The organism is Pseudoalteromonas sp. THAF3 (assembly GCF_009363775.1).
GTDB lineage: Bacteria > Pseudomonadota > Gammaproteobacteria > Enterobacterales > Alteromonadaceae > Pseudoalteromonas > Pseudoalteromonas ruthenica.
This window is the reverse complement of sequence record NZ_CP045418.1, coordinates 2031872-2047368: the sequence shown is the minus strand read 5'-3', so window position 1 is coordinate 2047368 and position 15497 is coordinate 2031872. Positions and strand designations below refer to the sequence as shown.

The 15497-nt window shown below is 45.5% G+C and carries 15 protein-coding genes; 10 read left to right on the top strand and 5 right to left on the bottom strand.

What is annotated here, in order from left to right:
- The first annotated feature begins 184 nt into the window (after positions 1–184).
- Both FIU82_RS09405 and FIU82_RS09400 read left to right on the top strand, forming a co-directional pair.
- Positions 185–3046 carry a TonB-dependent receptor gene (locus FIU82_RS09405; RefSeq protein ID WP_152440936.1) on the top strand — a complete coding sequence of 954 codons (2862 nt, stop codon included), beginning with the start codon at positions 185–187 and terminating at the stop codon, positions 3044–3046.
- Positions 3047–3141: 95 nt separating this feature from the next.
- Positions 3142–4776: a sulfotransferase gene (locus tag FIU82_RS09400; RefSeq protein ID WP_172972725.1), complete on the top strand. Its 1635-nt coding sequence runs from the start codon at positions 3142–3144 to the stop codon at positions 4774–4776.
- Between the two features lie 6 nt (positions 4777–4782).
- Here FIU82_RS09400 and FIU82_RS09395 read toward each other — a convergent pair whose 3' ends face one another.
- The 3 genes from FIU82_RS09395 to FIU82_RS09385 all read right to left on the bottom strand — a co-directional run bounded on the left by FIU82_RS09395 (position 4783) and on the right by FIU82_RS09385 (position 6830).
- Positions 4783–5028 (bottom strand): putative 2OG-Fe(II) oxygenase, encoded by a 246-nt coding sequence (locus FIU82_RS09395; protein WP_301539935.1) that lies wholly within the window; start codon positions 5026–5028, stop codon positions 4783–4785.
- A gap of 6 nt (positions 5029–5034) precedes the next feature.
- Complete coding sequence (locus tag FIU82_RS09390) at positions 5035–5289, bottom strand: hypothetical protein (protein WP_152440933.1); 255 nt, start codon at positions 5287–5289, stop codon at positions 5035–5037.
- A gap of 335 nt (positions 5290–5624) precedes the next feature.
- Positions 5625–6830 carry a DUF547 domain-containing protein gene (locus FIU82_RS09385; protein ID WP_152440932.1) on the bottom strand — a complete coding sequence of 402 codons (1206 nt, stop codon included), beginning with the start codon at positions 6828–6830 and terminating at the stop codon, positions 5625–5627.
- 437 nt (positions 6831–7267) lie between these two features.
- On the opposite strand from FIU82_RS09385, the gene FIU82_RS09380 reads away from it, so the two are divergent.
- The 7 genes from FIU82_RS09380 to FIU82_RS09350 all read left to right on the top strand — a co-directional run bounded on the left by FIU82_RS09380 (position 7268) and on the right by FIU82_RS09350 (position 13306).
- Positions 7268–8038, top strand: coding sequence for a DUF3450 domain-containing protein (locus FIU82_RS09380; RefSeq protein ID WP_026111376.1), 771 nt, complete (start codon positions 7268–7270; stop codon positions 8036–8038).
- Positions 8039–8044: 6 nt separating this feature from the next.
- Entirely contained in the window at positions 8045–9409 is a 1365-nt protein-coding gene (locus FIU82_RS09375; protein WP_022946737.1) for a MotA/TolQ/ExbB proton channel family protein, read from the top strand.
- Positions 9409–9933, top strand: coding sequence for a MotA/TolQ/ExbB proton channel family protein (locus FIU82_RS09370; RefSeq protein WP_045979764.1), 525 nt, complete (start codon positions 9409–9411; stop codon positions 9931–9933). Before FIU82_RS09375 ends, FIU82_RS09370 begins: the two co-directional genes overlap by 1 nt.
- 14 nt (positions 9934–9947) lie before the next feature.
- Positions 9948–10349 carry a biopolymer transporter ExbD gene (locus FIU82_RS09365; protein ID WP_022946739.1) on the top strand — a complete coding sequence of 134 codons (402 nt, stop codon included), beginning with the start codon at positions 9948–9950 and terminating at the stop codon, positions 10347–10349.
- Positions 10349–10966, top strand: coding sequence for an energy transducer TonB (locus FIU82_RS09360; protein ID WP_022946740.1), 618 nt, complete (start codon positions 10349–10351; stop codon positions 10964–10966). The genes FIU82_RS09365 and FIU82_RS09360 overlap by 1 nt, the downstream gene beginning before the upstream one ends.
- A 12-nt stretch (positions 10967–10978) precedes the next feature.
- A complete protein-coding gene (locus tag FIU82_RS09355) occupies positions 10979–12244 on the top strand; it encodes a lipopolysaccharide assembly protein LapB (RefSeq protein WP_022946741.1) in 1266 nt (421 codons plus the stop codon).
- Positions 12245–12325: 81 nt separating this feature from the next.
- Positions 12326–13306, top strand: a complete 981-nt coding sequence (locus FIU82_RS09350) for a hypothetical protein (RefSeq protein ID WP_152440931.1) — start codon at positions 12326–12328, stop codon at positions 13304–13306.
- Here the strand turns inward: FIU82_RS09350 and FIU82_RS09345 are convergent.
- Together FIU82_RS09345 and FIU82_RS09340 are read right to left on the bottom strand one after the other, a co-directional pair.
- Positions 13275–13646 (bottom strand): TraR/DksA C4-type zinc finger protein, encoded by a 372-nt coding sequence (locus FIU82_RS09345; protein ID WP_138509042.1) that lies wholly within the window; start codon positions 13644–13646, stop codon positions 13275–13277. The genes FIU82_RS09350 and FIU82_RS09345 overlap by 32 nt on opposite strands.
- Before the next feature lie 103 nt (positions 13647–13749).
- Positions 13750–14706: a tRNA-dihydrouridine synthase gene (locus tag FIU82_RS09340; protein WP_152440930.1), complete on the bottom strand. Its 957-nt coding sequence runs from the start codon at positions 14704–14706 to the stop codon at positions 13750–13752.
- A 188-nt stretch (positions 14707–14894) separates the two neighbouring features.
- Here FIU82_RS09340 and FIU82_RS09335 point away from each other — a divergent pair, with 188 nt between their 5' ends.
- Positions 14895–15425, top strand: coding sequence for a hypothetical protein (locus tag FIU82_RS09335; protein WP_152440929.1), 531 nt, complete (start codon positions 14895–14897; stop codon positions 15423–15425).
- Positions 15426–15497: the final 72 nt, after the last annotated feature.

Genomic DNA, 15497 nt, shown 5'->3' with positions numbered 1-15497 from the left:
GTTGTTCTGTCTGTTTTTTGATTGCTTGTTACTTTTGGAGGTGTTTTGTTAATTTGGTGTTGACCCTAGATTCTTTAATTGTTTATTATCGTAACCAAAGTGCATTACTTAGTGCATTTAATTACAAACGGTTAACAGCCGAGATAAAAACAATCACGTCTACAAGTGATCCAGGGAGAATCTAATGTTAAATAGCAAAATCGCAAAATCAGTGCGTTTAGCACTCGTTTTTGGTGCTGCTTCAACAGCAGGCATTTCAGCAAGTGCCATTGCTGCTGAAGAAGGTGCTGATGATGTTGAGCGTATCGAAGTAACCGGTTCGCGTATCAAACGTACTGATCTTGAAACAGCTACTCCAGTACAAGTAACCTCTGCAGAAGATATCGCTATGTCGGGCTTTACCCGCGTCGAAGATATCATGAATAACCTGCCGCAAATCGAGGCATCGCAAACTGCGTTCCAATCAAATGGCGCAACCGGTACAGCAACGCTTGACCTTCGTGGTATGGGTCCTCAGCGTACACTAGTACTTATCAATGGTCGCCGTGCACAGGCTGGTGGTATTTACACACAATCAGCTGATATTAACCAAATTCCAGCTGCACTAATTAAACGCGTTGAAGTAATGACCGGTGGTGGTTCAACAACTTATGGTGCTGATGCAGTAGCGGGTGTTGTTAACTTCGTAATGAATGATGATTTCGAAGGTTTCCAAGTTGATATAGGCGGCTCTGCGTACCAACACGATAATGACAATGAGTACATGCAAGGGTTGATGGACGAGAAGGGCTTCGAATACCCAAGCGGCAGCGATGGTTTTGATGGCGCGGCGTTCGATTTTAGTGCAACACTTGGCGGCACCTTTGATGGTGGTAAAGGTCATGCAGTTGGTTATGTAACCTACACCAAGCAAAATGAATTGCGTCAAGGAGCGCGTGACTACTCTTCATGTGCATTGAACGCCGCAGGTACTGAGTGTGGTGGTTCTGCCAACGCTATTGTGCCAAATTTCTTTATTGCTCCGCTTAATGGTCCTGGTGGTACTTATAACGCTAGTGAAGAGGTTTTCTGGAACTTAACCCCGGATGGAACGTTTGTCCCTGATGATGGCTCCAACCGCTATAACTATGCGCCAGTCAACCATTTTATGCGTCCTGATGAGCGTCATACCTTTGGTTTATTTGCTAACTATGAAATTAATGAGCACTTCAACCCTTATCTAGAGACAATGTTCATGCGAGACCGTACAGGCGCGCAAATCGCTGAGTCTGGAACGTTCTTTGATACGGCGTATGAGTTGCCAATCTCTAGTCCATTGTTTTCTGATGCTCAACGCCAACAATTTAAAGATGCGTTTGGAATTGGCGACGATGACTCTATAGGTGCTTATATTGGTAAGCGAAATGTTGAAGGTGGTCCTCGTACCGATGAGCTAGAGCATAGTTCTTTCCGAATGGTACTTGGTACACGTGGTGAGCTGAGCGATCTTTGGACGTATGATGTGACTGCTCAATACGGCTCAACGTCGTCGTCGTCAGCATATATCAATGACTTCTTTGGTCCACGTATTACCACAGCGCTTTCAGCGAATGGTGAAAGCTGTGCTGACACAGAGGGATGTATTCCTTACGAGGTGTTTACTTACGAGGGCGTGACTCCTGAAGCGGCTGCAGCATTAACAGGTACAGCTATCTTGAATGGTGTTACTGAACAGCTCATCCTAGGTGGTTTCGTATCAGGTGAATTTGATTACTCGCTACCGAGCTCTGATTACCCAATCGCAGCAGTATTTGGTGCAGAGTACCGTGAAGAAACCTTCGAACGTACAGCGGATGAAGTATACGCGCAAGGTCTTCTTCTAGGTCAAGGTGGCACAACTAAGAGTTTGGAAGGTAGTTACGATGTAACTGAATTTTACACAGAGGTAAGTTTACCAATTGTTGAGGGTAAAGCCGGCTTCGAAAACTTCACTCTTGATTTAGCTTATCGTTGGTCAGATTACAGCACCTCAGGCTCTGAGCCTGCTTATAAAGCCGCAATTAACTGGGATATCACGTCAGACTGGAAAGTTCGCGCTAGTTATAACCGTGCGGTACGTGCTGCTAACAATGGCGAATTGTTTGCGCAAGAAACAACAGGCCTTTGGGAAGGTTCAGACCCTTGTGCCGGAGCTACACCAGAGCTAAGTGCTGCGCAGTGTGCAAACACAGGTGTAACAGCAGCTCAGTACGGTACAATTAATCCTAGTCCGGCTTCTCAGTACAATGGACTTTTCGGAGGAAATCAGGAGTTAAAACCTGAAATCGCCGATACAGTTACTTTTGGTTTGGTAGCTGAGCCAATTGAAGGATTAAACTTCACTATTGACTACTGGGATATCGAACTAGAAGGTGCAATTGATAATATTGATCCTCTAATTATATTAGAGCAATGTGCAAAAACTGGTGACGCATCATTTTGCGACAATGTACAACGTACTCCAGGAAATGGCAGCCTATGGGTAGGTAGTGGTCAAATTACATCCTTTGACGTTAACTTAGGTCAGCTAACGTGGGAAGGTATTGATCTGTCTGCCAACTATGATTTTGAGGTTGCTGGTGGCACTTTATCGACTAACCTTCTTGGCTCCTATTTCATTACTAAAGAGTATGACAACGTACCGGGAATTTCTGACATTTACGATTGTGTAAGCAATCTCAATGATGGTTGTTTCGCGCAACCTGAGTGGCGTCACGTGTTCACTATGGACTACGATACGGGAAGTTTCTGGCGTGCAACTTTGAAATGGCGTTATTATGGTGAAGTCAGTGACTACACAGGTCCTGATACGCTTGTTCAAGATGGTATCAGTTCACAAAGTTACTTAGACCTTAAAGGTAGCTTCACTATCAATGATTACACCAGCGTATTAGTGGGTGTTAATAACATCATGGATAAAGAGCCACCATTAGTAGGCGGTTCACTTTCTACCAACGGTAATGCGATTGCGGGTTTCTACGACACATTAGGTCGTTATTTCCACGCAAACGTAACATTCAAGTTCTAAACTTGTTTAATGTCTGAAAAAGCGAGCTTCGGCTCGCTTTTTTTGTTGCTAAATTTTAATATTAATAATCCTAATTTATGGTTTTTGGAGGCCGCTTGACTAGCTTGCAACATGCCGCAGCGCTATTAAAAGAAGACAATAAAAAGCAAGCCATTACTCTGCTCCAAGAGTTGGCTAAGAAAACCGACAAAAAAGAGCCTGCGTTTCGCCAATTACTGCGTTTAGCCTTAGCAGAGCAGCACTGGGAGGAAGCGAAAAACTATGTTGTGTGTTTACAGCAACTAAACCCGAGTAGTCGCGAGTACCGTCAAGTTATTATGGATATCGGTACGCGTTTGGGAGACTTCGCTTTTATTTTCGCTGGATATGAGCGTTATCTGCAGTGTCATGACACCGACGACACAGCACATTTCAATTGTGGGTATTACGCCCGCAAGGCGAGACGTCCTAAAATAGCGATAGCGCACTTTAAGCGCGCCTTAGAGCTCGGCATTGAAGACCCTCATGAGGTGCATCTCAATCTGGCGTTAGTGTACTCCGAGCTGTTACTCGACCCAGAGACCGCGCAACAGTGGCTAGGTAAAGCATTGGAGCTAAAACCTGATTATGTTGATGCACTCTTTAACCTAGCTGCGATCAAAGAGTTTGCCGGAGACAGACGTGCTGCAAAGCAATTGTTTGAACAGGTACTGACCATTGACGCGCAGCACCCATTGGCACTGTCGCGACTTGCGGACCTTGATCAGTTCAATACTGAGTCGGCGCACAATTATGTGACTCGATGCCAAGATGTGATGACTAATATGCCCGCGCAACTAAGGTGTGATTTACACTATAGTTGTGGCAAAGCGCTCGATGATGCGAAACTGTATGAACAGGCATGGATGCATTACTATCAAGCTAACACTGTCAATAAGCAATCTCTTGCACCTTTCAATGTCGCTTCACTTGAGCATACTGAACGAAATATTTTTGCCCGCGCTGAACATATATCTCAGTTAGCCGCGCAAGACTCGCCATCAGTACAGCCAATCATCATTTGTGGTATGTTCCGCTCGGGGTCGACCCTAGTAGAACAAATATTAGGCGCTAGCGGCTGTATTCAGGCTGGTGGTGAGTTGGAGTTTGTACATCGCCAGCTTTTTGAGCTCACCAACAAACCAACTCAATTGCTAAATAAAGCAGGGACGCCGGATTTCGCTCAAGCGTATGATGACTTGTTAGTGAGTGTGGCGAAAGGGCACGATTGGGTTACTGATAAGCGGCCCGAAAATTACCTCTATATAGACATATTAAAGCAGCTCTACCCCGGCTTAAAAGTGATATGGACGCAACGTGATTTAAGAGACAACGCGCTTTCAGCTTACTTTCAGCGCTTGGGGCCGAGCCTTAACTATGCAACTGACCTTGATAACATTCGCCATATGTATGAACATCAACAGCGCCTCAAAGCGCACTGGCATCAGCAGTACGGCAATGACATCATTACTGTCGAGTATGAAAAACTAGTAGCGCAGCCGGAGCAAGTGCTCACGACATTGTTTTCTCAGCTAGGTATCCAGTATAACGGAGAGGCAGAGCGCTTTCATAATCAGCGCTCACATGTCAGAACTGCAAGCGTATGGCAAGTTAGAAAGCCTTTGTATAGCTCATCCGTCGGCCGTTTTGAGCATTATAAAGAGGCGATTTTAGCGCAGCGCGCATTCCCCTATTTCAGTGAACTGCTGTGAGCCGGTTCAAGCGGTTGGCATAATGTCTGTGGGCAAGGTGATACGCGGTTGTTCGCTGGTGATAGGGTAGGTGCCATGCCACAGGTAGCTTGGGAAAATAATAATCCGCCCCGACTGTGAGCAAATGAGTTTATTTATCTGCTCTCGCTCACCTAAATTCAAACAGGTTTCTCCAAGGCGCAGCCACCCACTTCGTATGGGATCGTTCTCATGCATTGACTGCGGTACTTGAATATAAGCCGGGGCTGAAATCCATCTTTAGGGGTGGATATGGTTGCGATGATAACCGCCTTTTCCAAGCTGTACCGACCAACTGCCATTGACTTTAAACTGGCCATAGTTACGTCTATAAAGGGAATGTGAACGATCGGTTGGTAGAGATGCTAAATATTCTGTAATGGCTAGGTGCAATGCCCATTTGTATTCTTTTATGAGCACATAATTAGGAAACAGCAAGTTACCTGAAGTTTGTGTGCCTAATTCAACGCTTAGATCTAATGGTTGTTTGGTCACTTTACGGTGCTTGGCTGTTAAAAGCGCTGAGAGTTCTGATAAAAAGCTAGGTAGTCGAGAAAGCTAGCAGGCGTAGGTAATGATTTAATCTTAACCGTGTGCTCGTAGTCCGACAGCTATTGCTCATCAGCAGTGTACTAATAACCCTGATTAATTTTGCAGTTGGTTAGGCTAATTTGGAAACGAGCTGTACAGGGTGTAAACTGACGGCATCTCGAAACTAGGTATGTATAAAAATACTTATTTTGATAAAGCGCGAGCACCGTTAATAGCTCAATACAGCATTGAGAAGTCAATCTCACTTCATGGTAACGTCTCAATGCTGCATTTGAAATTTAGTCTTTTGACTTTTCCTTTTTCACTCTATCAATATCTTTGATTTCCACAGAGCCGGCAGCCAATTCCTGTTTCTCCTTTAGTTTACGCAGAATTTCTGCTTGCTCAGGAGTAAAGCGACCAAAGTTCGCTGTGCGTGTTTGCATAGTTTGTGATACCACGCCCACGTTTTGTGCACCTAAACCGCCATCCGCGCCCGCCATACCCGTAGCTTGTCCACCAGAACCATTGACAACAGCATCGAGCATTCCTGCTTGATTATTAGCTACGCCGCTACCTATTTGGCGGGCTGAACTGGTTAAGTCGGCGAGTGTGTAATCTTCAATTTCAATCTCCACTTTTTCAACGTTACGTAGGTCATATTCGAATTGGCCTTTAGCATAAATAGCAATATGGCGTTTCAAGTCATCTTGAAGCTGAGGGAAATAAAATGTGGCTTGTCGGTAATACTGCGACACTTCAAGTATTTCATCATCAATTTGAGCGCCGCGATTTGAATTAATGAACTCTTCTGCGCGTTTTTCTAGTTGCTTATATACAGTGGCCCCTTTAAACGCTGTGGGATGAAGGCTGGGGCTGCCAATGTAACCTTGATAGAAGCCATAGATGACATTCGGCTTTTCTGAGAAATTGGGATACACAATACGTTGCTGGATGTCATTGAGTGAAAGTGGGTGGCCCGCAACGGTAATGAGTTTAGCGTCAAGGAGCCCTTCATCTTCAATTTCATCATCTAATGAGTGCAGCGGATAACGCTTAACCAGCTGCTCTAACAGAGTCATGTTATAAAGATTGAGCCAATAGGCGAGCTGCTCTTTCTTATTAAGCTCACTTAGGGGCATTTCTTGCGGTAAGTTTTCCAGGCTTTCTCTTATTTTAGTGAGTGCGAGCTTTAGATCAGACTTTTTGACTCCCTCGAAATAAAAGCGATTAGCTTCAAGCGCTGTTGCTTTATTACGACCCGATGTCATGCGCGTGCCGATAGTTTGCTCGCTTTTCAAGCGCGAGCGATCCGACATTCCCGTGTTAACAACGGTCATCGCTAACAGTTGGTCAATATCATCGTATGCGACTTCAAATTGGGAATTCCATTTGAAACCACCGAAGGCCTGCGCCAATGTTTGCTCCTTAGCTTGCTGTGCCAAGCTTGGAGCACTGCATACAAATATAAGCACGGTGGTGAGTACAGTGGTGAATCTAAACATAGAAGGTCCTTGTTATTTATTGTTATATAGTTGCCTTATGTTGATTGCGAGCAACACAGAGTAACTAACCTACACCTACCAAGTAGGTGTGAGACTACTTATAAAAGGTACAAATGGCCGATATAGACTGACTTAGTAAGCAACTTACCGCTAATACCTCACTTACTGTAAAAAAAAAGAAATTTAACTTTTCATTTCCAAATTATGTCAATGCCCAGTATAGCGGCTTATAAGTAGAATTGATTTGTTAAAAATATGTTTAAACCAAAAAAGTAAGACGAAATCAAGGAAAATTGCGATAAACATCAAGTTGACAGCACTGGAACCTTTTAGCATTATTGGCAAGTTGGTATCAGTAGAAAGATACCTAGGTTGGTTTGTCACAAGGCAAGCTAATTAAAATTCAAAAAGTAACATTACTTAATTGGTTGGGAACTATGTCTGTTAAAATCAGAAAGAGTCTTGTAGCTTCTGCGTTGGTTGGCGCAGCTGCACTTGCAAGCAACAATGTGATGGCAGATCCGTTGAATGACATCCACAAAGCGGGTGCAACTATCCAAACGGCTGCTAAAAAGTCTCAAACTAAAATCGATAACATCTATGGTCAAACGCAAGAGCTAATCGCTGATTACCGCGCGACTGTTGATGAAACTGAAATCATGAAGGTCTATAACGACCACGTTCAGCGTCTAGTTGATGATCAAAATTCACAAATTGAATCACTAGAGCGTCAGATTGCAGGTATCGACAAAACTAAACAAAACGTTGTGCCTTTGATGTATCGCATGATCGATACGCTTGAGCAATTCATCAAAGCGGACGTTCCGTTTAATACCGAAGATCGCCTAGCTCGCGTTGAAAAGCTACGTGAAATCATGAGCAGTGCTTCTGTAACGACTTCAGAGAAGTTCCGTCAGGTACTTGAAGCATACATGGTTGAGAAAGACTACAGCACGACAATGGTTGCTGACCAAGGTAGCCTGAATATCGACGGTCGTGACATCTCTGTAGACTTCGCACGTCTAGGTCGTATTGCTTATGTTGCGCAATCATTCGACCAGAAGAATGCTTGGGTGTGGAACAACAGCACTAAGCAGTGGGAAGCTTTGGGTGAAGAATTCCTAAAGCCTGTTAAAGAGACAATCCGTATGGCCCGTAAACAGGCTGCACCGGATCTTGTTAAACTTCCAATCTTCGGCGCGGAGTAATAGAGAATGAAGAAACTATTTAAAGGTTTTGCTGTTGCAGCAGTACTATCAGTTTCTGCCGGTGCTGCGCTTAACGCTCATGCAAACACAGAAGTACTTGACCAGATCCTTGATCAAGTTAAAAAAGAGCGTATCTCTGAAGGCAAACTAAACAAACAGCGTGAACAAGAGTTCTTGTCTGCACGCGCTGACAAGCAAGCGTTGCTTAACCAAGCAAAACGTGAACTTGCAGCAGAAAAGGCACGTGGCGAGCGTCTACAAAAAGAGTATGCTCAAAACGAAGTAACCCTAGCGGAAAAAGAGCAAGCGCTTGAAAACGCAAAAGGTACACTAGGTGAGATGTTCGGTGTTGTACGTCGTGCAGCGCAAGAAACCATTGGTTCAATCGAAGCGTCACTAGTTAGTGCTGAAAAGCCTGGCCGTGCTGAAATTCTTCGTTCACTAGCGGCAGCGAAAGAGCTACCAACTACACGTGAACTAGAAGAGCTTTGGATTGCCCTACAAACTGAAATGACTGAGTCTGCGAAAGTTTCTTCTTTCGAAGCTGAAGTTTCAGAGCTAGACGGTTCAACATCAACTAAGCAAGTAACTCGTATCGGTAACTTTAACCTTATTACTGATGACGGTTATTTAGTTTACTCTGCTGAAAACCAAGCGATTCAACCGCTAGGTCGTCAGCCAGACGGTTTCGTACTTGATTCAGCGAAAGACCTAATCGGTACTTCAGCAGACCAGTACACAGGCTTTTACATTGACCCAACTCGTGGCTCAATCCTGCGTCTGAACACGCAAAAAGCTACACCTGAAGAGCGCTTCCACCAAGGTGAAGAAGTAGGTTACATCATCGCTGTACTACTAGTGATTGGTCTACTTATCGCTGTTGTGCGCCTAATCGACCTAACTATCGTTTCAGGTAAAATCAAGAGTCAGCTTAAGAACACCAGCTCACCTTCAGAAGGTAACCCGCTGGGCCGTATTCTTAAAGTTTACCACGACAACAAAAACCAAGACGTTGAAAACCTTGAGCTTAAACTAGACGAAGCGATTCTACGTGAAACGCCACGTATCGAAGCGGGTATCAACATCATCAAGATCTTAGCTGCTATCGCGCCGCTACTAGGTCTACTTGGTACCGTTGTTGGTATGATCAACACCTTCCAACAAATTACCTTGTTCGGTACAGGTGATCCGAAGATCATGGCTGGTTCAATCTCAATGGCTCTAGTAACCACAGCTCTAGGTCTAATTGCGGCACTACCGCTAATCCTAGTTCACGCTATTGTTGCTGGTCGCAGTAAATCAATCATCCACGTTCTTGATGAGCAAAGCGCCGGTATTATCGCTGCTCACGCGGAGAAGGAGAAAGCCTAATGCTAGTCCTGATGGAGATTTGGGAATCTATCAGGGATTTTGTTGGCACAGGCGGCCAGGTATTATACGTGGTCGCGATAGCACTCTTCCTCATGTGGGTTTTAATGATTGAGCGCTATTGGTTCCTACTCTCTGAGTTCCCGAAAATGAAAAAGGGGATTGTAGCGAAGTGGGACGCCCGCCAGGACACTACGTCTTGGTACGCACACAGAATCCGCGATGCATGGATTTCTGAAGCGTCTGAAAAATTAGATGAGCGCATGTTGTTGATTAAGACATTGGTAGCTGTATGTCCACTTATTGGTCTATTAGGTACTGTAACTGGGATGATCGCGGTTTTCGAAACCATGGCAACTCAGGGCACAGGTAACCCTCGACTAATGGCATCAGGTATTTCAATGGCAACAATCCCAACAATGGCTGGAATGGTTGCGGCACTATCGGGTGTATTCTTTAGTACACGTCTTGAAGCACGTGCAAAAATGGCTAAAGAGAAGCTCGTCGATAGCTTGCCTCATCACTAGAGAGAGATTTGAATATGGCACGTAAACAACGTTTTCGTGAAGAAGAAGAAGCAGCCGTCGATATGACGCCGATGCTGGACATCGTATTCATCATGCTTATCTTCTTTATCGTAACTACTTCGTTCGTTAAAGAAGCGGGTATTGATGTAAATAAACCGGAAGCAGCGCAAGCGACTAAGAAGAAGAATGCAAATATCTTCATCGCTGTTCGCTCTAACGGTGAAATTTGGATGGACAAGCGTCAGGTTGATGTCGAGCGTGTTGCTGCAAACATTGAACGTCTATTGGCTGAGCAGCCTACCGAAATCGTAATTATCCAAGCGGATAAAGATGCGAAGCACGGTGTGGTTGTGAAGGTCATGGACCAGATTAAAGCTGCAGGTATCGATAAGATATCAATCGCTGGAGATAAGTAATGATTCGTTTTCTGTTTTCACTGATTGCAGGTGGGGCAGTTACTTTCGGCTTATTCTTTTTCATGGCTTACCTAATCTCCGGTGGAGATAACAGGGCAGCCAACGAGAAAGAGAAGATCGTTGTCGAAATTATGACGAATCCACCTGAATCCAAGGTGCAGGAGCGTAAGCGTGTACCGCCGCCGCCTCCACCACCGCCTAAGCAGCCGCCTAAACCGCAGCCGCCACAGCCTGAGAATAGTAACCCTAACCCAGGTTCACTCGGTTTCAATATGCCAAGTGTTAATGTAGGTAGCTCAGCGGGTGGTCTAAGTGGCCCAGGTGCATTTGGTCGAGATGGTGATGCAACACCTCTTGTTCGAATTGAACCTAAATACCCGGTGCAAGCCGCGCGTGATGGTAAAGAAGGCTGGGTACAGCTTTCATTCACCATTAACGAAGTGGGCGGTGTAGAAGATGTAGAGGTAATCGATGCAGAACCTCGTCGTATCTTCGACCGTGAAGCTAAGCGTGCCTTGCGTAAGTGGAAGTACAAGCCAAAAGTAGTTGATGGCAAGCCGGTTAAACAGCCTGGCATCACTGTTCAGCTTGACTTCAAACTTAACCAAGACCAGTAAGGAGAGTGTAGTATGAAAAATCTATCTAAAGTGACTGCACTCGCTCTGCTTATCTCGTTGTCTGGTAGTGTAGTGAGTACTTCGGTATTTGCTGCGCCTAACTACGAAGAGATAGAAAAGCGCAAAAACGCTAAGACCAAGGTCATGAGTGAGCGCACTGGTAAGAAGGTCATGAAAGCGTTTGAGTTTGTTGATGCAGAAGACTTCAACGGCGCAATCGCAGTTCTTAAAGAACTCGACCCGTCTGATGAGTTTGACCGTGCGACTATTGATCGCTACTTAGGTCAGCTGTATGCCCAAGTAGACAACTATCAGTTGGCTATTAAGTATACACAAGACGCAATCAAGCCAGATGAGCTTAACTTTAACGACCAAGAGCAGGCGATGAAGCTGCTTGGTGACTTGTTGGCTAACATCAAGAAGTACAAAGAAGCAAAGCAAGCGTATATCGACTGGATGGACTTCACTGGTGAAGAAGATCCCACTGTATACACGCGTATCGCTCAAGCGAGTTATGAGCTTGGTCAGTTTAAAGATGTGGTAGAGCCTGCTGAGCGTGCTATTGAGCTCAATGCTAAAAAAGAGCCAAAGAAAGCACCGTTTCAGTTATTGATGGCAGCTCACTATGAAGCAAAAGAATTTGATAAAGCAGTAAAAATTCTTGAGCGCATGGTGAAAACCTGGCCAACAGACGGCAAAGCCTGGGTTAACCTTGGTAAGTTCTATATGCAAGTAGAAGACTATGAAAAAGGTCTCACTACGATGGATATTGCTTACGACAGTGGTTTCTTTGAATCAGAAACTGACTATAAAGTGTTAGCACAGCTCTACTCATTTGTAGGCGTTCCTTACAAAGCCGGTTTCCACATGGAAAAGGCCATCACTGATGGTAAGGTTAAGCGCATTAAGCAAAATGTCACGGCAATGGCTAGCTACTTTCATAATGCTAAAAACATTAAGACAGCAGCGAAGTATTACGAGGAAGCCGCAGAGTTTGATAACGATGCAGAGCTATTCCGTAAAGCCGGTGCCTTGCGCTTACAAGAGGAACAATTCGATAAAGCAGTGGTTTTATTGAAGCGTGCTCTTGATGAAGGCTCTGATAAGAAAGGGACTATTTACTCTGACTTAGCAGAAGCTTACCTACAGCAAGAAAAGTATAAGCAAGCCTACGCTGCGATTACTAAAGCAGCAGAAGATCCAAGCACGCGTAAATTCGCGCGTAGTTGGAAAACCTTCATTAAAGATAAAGCACAACGTAATGGTGTGAGTCTTTAAGCTCCTTATGCAATAATAAAAGGCCCCTTCATTGGGGCCTTTTTTATTTCCACGCAATGCTTATTTAAGGAGCCATACGCGGTGCGCATACACAGCTTAATCTTGCTTGCTTTAGTAACAACAGGGTGCTCTGAGCCTCAATCTATTTCAGCAACTACCTCGCAGCAGGCCTTAGTACAATTGAACGCCAAACTTACAGGCGATTTAACCAGCCCCTTAACGCCTTGGCCTTATTCTGATGCGTATCTCAAGCAGCGCCACGACCTATATCAGCAGTTTGATAGAGCGGCGCTCAGCAAGGCACAGCGCGCAACCTTGGACTATTTAATTACCGAGCAAAGGTATGTACGTCGCTATCAACCTTGGCCGCTAGGCAGCGCTATTTTCCGCTCTGAGCAGGCATTGCAAGATAGTCAAACGCAAGAACAAGCAGCGCAGTGGCTTGAGTTAGTGAAAAGCCGCTTGCAGCAAGGTGAACAAAGCCAAATTTTTGTTAATCGCTATGAATTAGCAATGATGCAAGGTGAAGTAGAGCGGTTAATCGAGCTCGCTGATAACAGTAAACTCAAAAGTGCAGCGGCCCAACTACAACAGTATTTAGTTAACTATCGCCCTCGCAACCAGCTGGGGCTAAGTCAGCTGCCAAATGGCACTCAGTGGTATCAAGCAAAACTAAATTACTACACTGACCAGGTGCAGGCGCCGATTAAATGGCTTATGCAAATTCAAAGTAAGCTGGCTACACTCTCTGAATATGGCATCGCGCCTTTGCGCCAACCAGACAATGACCAGCGCGATGTAGGGCTAGATTGGCGACAAGGCTATGTGAATAAGCGCCTGTGGGCTCAGCAACAGAGTTTGAGTGTGGAACAAACGCGGTTAGCGCTTTTGTATATGGAGCTTGATATAGGTATTCACAGCCAACTTTGGACTGAGCAAATGGCGCTAACGTCGCTAGCCAAACAGGGGATCAGCGAGCGACGAGCAAAGCAAATGGTGTATGAGGTGGTCGCTTATCCAGCGATGAGCTTTATTTATGGCCATTTAATTGCGCGCGACTGATACTGTCGCAGCGCGCGCAGCGCTGCGTCGTCACATCTTTTTCTAAACGGTGTGGCTCTATGGGCTCTTCGCAGTCAGAGCAAAAGCCAAATAACCCCAAATCAAACTGGCACTGAGTCGCTTCTAAGCGCTCTAGCCGGATAATGAGGTCTTTGTATTCTGGGCCTAAATGTTCGCTCAGTAATGCCACCCAGTCGCTTTCCGGCTCGTTGGTAAGCTTAGCATGCAGTCTTCTTTCATGGACTTGTGAAGCTTGTTGTAGCTTTGCCAAGAGTTGTCTGCGCGCATCCGCAAGTGCCTGAGAAACCTGTTGCTCGAAGTCATGGGTGAGGATACTCATAAATCGCCCCGTGTTTGCCTTGAATTGACTTTTATTGTGGCCAATATTCAAACTTGGGAACATGACAAGGATCAACCTTGGCGAATTTAGCAGATATTTTTTATCATCGTTGAGCGTGGTGCTGTAATTGTGCGAGCACTTCTTCCTTATCATGTAGCCGACGAATATCATCAAATAGCTGATCTGCTTGATGGTAAGTTCGTCGTAGATACCCTAACCACTGTTTAGTTCTGTTGGCAAAATAACGCTTCGCTTTGGTGTCGTCATCGTGCATAGATGAGTGAATAATATGGTAAAGCACATCGTGCCAAGTCATTTTCTCATGTATTTTGTTTTGGTCTGCGGCTTTGATCCAAGCCGCTAAGTCTGGCATTGCAAGCGCGCCGCGACCGAGCATCAGATGTTGGCATAAGCTTTGATTTCTCGCACTATGAGCATCGTCGAGGCTCCAAATCTCTCCGTTTGCAACAATTTCAATATCAGCGTTACGCTGCACCAGCGGTGCCAGCAAGTGCCAATAAGCGGGAGGGCGATAGCCGTCGCGTTTAGTACGGGCGTGGATAGCAATACTGTCTGCGCCTGCTTGCACAACAGCATCAAAAATTTCACTACTACGTGAGGTATCGTCAAAGCCCAAGCGTACCTTAGCGGTTACCTTGTGTTCTTGTGCTACTGCTTCACGTACTGTTTTAACGATTTGATAAAGCTGTTCGGGCTCTTTGAGTAGTACGGCGCCGCCTTTACTTTTATTGACCGTCTTTGCTGGGCAGCCAAAGTTAAGGTCAATGCCATGAGAACCGAGCTCTATAGCCTTAATCGCATTTTCTGCCAGGCACTGTGGATGCTGTCCAAGTAGTTGAATCCTCACGGGCGTTCCTGCACGCGTATAACCGCCGTTGAGTAGCTCAGGGCAATAGCGTAAGAAAACACGGCGCGGTAATCGCTGATTGACTACCCGCACAAACTCGGTCACACAGAGGTCAAAGCCGCCAATATCGGTAAGTAGTTGGCGCATTTTAAAATCAACAACGCCTTCCATGGGGGCTAAAATTAGTTTCATATATGACCTTCACTGCTAGCTGGGCGCGTATTCTAACCCGTTCGTCGCTATTGATAAAATACCTATATCGCGCCATAGTTATTCTGGTAATCGATATACCACATAAAAATTTAAAAATAATTTGAAAGGATCCAGGATGCATTCGGGTCTGATCTGTTGAATGCTACCAACCGAGAGAGAGCTAAAGCATGAATAATTTAAAAAAGAACTCCATCGCCTTAACCTTAGGTGCTGTTGTTGCATCGGGTGCGGCTGTGACTGCAACTGATGCGCAGGCCAACCCATTTGAAATGCAAGAGATGGTTGCAGGATACCAGCTTGACGCAGCAGAGGGTAAATGTGGTGAAGGTAAGTGCGGCGGCGAAGCCAAAGGCAAAGAAGGCAAGTGCGGCGAAGGTAAATGCGGCGGTGAAGCCAAAGGCAAAGAAGGCAAGTGCGGTGAAGGAAAATGTGGCGGTCACGGTCATGCCAAAGGTAAAGAAGGCAAGTGCGGCGAAGGTAAATGCGGCGGTGAAGCCAAAGGCAAAGAGGGCAAGTGCGGTGAAGGCAAATGTGGCGGTCACGGTCATGCCAAAGGCAAAGAAGGCAAGTGCGGCGAAGGTAAATGCGGCGGTGAAGCCAAAGGCAAAGAGGGCAAGTGCGGCGAAGGTAAATGTGGCGGTGAAGCCAAAGGTAAAGAAGGTAAGTGTGGTGAAGGCAAATGCGGTGGTCACAGCTAATCAGCCGTGAACTATCGTTAATTACCCGTAGTACCTAACAAGCCGCCGTCGAGCGGCTTGTACACTTTAAGG